This is a genomic window from Amycolatopsis sp. NPDC059657 (assembly GCF_042734395.1).
Lineage (GTDB): Bacteria > Actinomycetota > Actinomycetes > Mycobacteriales > Pseudonocardiaceae > Amycolatopsis.
This window is the reverse complement of the sequence record NZ_JBHWEB010000280.1, coordinates 1-1,076: the sequence shown is the minus strand read 5'-3', so window position 1 is coordinate 1,076 and position 1,076 is coordinate 1. Positions and strand designations below refer to the sequence as shown.

1 protein-coding gene and 1 pseudogene are annotated in these 1,076 nt (G+C 70.2%); both read right to left on the bottom strand.

The window, feature by feature from the left end; translation table 11 throughout:
- A pseudogene (locus ACFV15_RS48220) lies at positions 1-495 on the bottom strand (cytochrome c oxidase assembly protein); the annotation flags it as partial.
- A gap of 224 nt (positions 496-719) precedes the next feature.
- Positions 720-1,076, bottom strand: a 357-nt coding sequence (locus ACFV15_RS48215) for a transposase (protein WP_378360264.1), incomplete at its 5' end; no start/stop codon positions are given.

Below are 1,076 nucleotides of genomic sequence, written 5' to 3'. Positions count from 1 at the left end.
CCACAGGACCAGCGGCGGCCAGGCCAGCGTCACCCGCGTGCCCACGGCGACGATCACCGCCACCGCGAGCACGCACAGCCAGGCCTTCGGCTCCTCGGCGGCGTCGATCACCACGGGGAGCGCGGGAAGCACCGCACCGAGCGGCTGGCCCGTCGACTCCGCGGCGGACAACGGGACCATCGCGGCCGCGGCGGCGATCCACACGGGAGCCGCGACGGCGGCCGTGCGGACCGCGGCGAACGCGTCCGCGGTCAGCGCTTCTCCGTGCTTCGCGGCTCGGGGCACGACGAACGCCGCGAACGCGAGCGCGCCGGTCGTGACCACGCCTGCGCCCGTCGCGAGGAACCGTACACCGGCGGCGGCCATGGTGGTCACCAAGCCGGGATCGGAGTCCCCGAGCGGCGCGTACACGTTCCCCGCGACGAGCACCACGACAACGACACACACCAGTCCCGCAACCGCGGCCATCCCTACCGCGATGCTGTTCATGCGCATGTCCCACACAGTCGTCCGCGTCGCCGCCGAAGTTCCCGGATGTTGAGCGCGACACCCGCCGGACTTGCGAATCGCGGTTTCAGGACGCTGAGCCTGGATCCACCGGCTGGCTTTGGGTGATCGTTTTCGTGGTTGTTGATCTTGTGGTTGGTGGGTGGGCAGGGGGATTCGACCGGCGTCGCATCCGGTGTGTCCACTGTGGTCCGGTTGTCGGGGTGCGGGGGTCAGGCTGTTCGGCAGGTGATGTCGAAGAGGCCCTGGTAGTGGTGCTGCCAGGGCCAGTTCGCGGGTAGTCGCAGGGTGATGCGGCGGGCGGTGGTGGTGATGCGGGCGGGGATGTTGATCAGCTGTCTGCGGAGGGTGGCGGTGCGGGCTTTGGCGTGAAACATGCTGGTCAGGCAGCCTGCGGCGCGCAGGAGGTTGTGGGTGAGGCAGGCGAGGGTGAGCCAGGCCTGGTTCGCCGCGAAGCGGCCAGAGGGGAAATGTGCCAGGGCGGCGTCGTGCAGGTCGGCGAAGACCTGTTCGATGATGGCGTGGCCGCGGTGCCAGGTGTCGGCGGTGTGCAGGTCGACGCGGGTGTC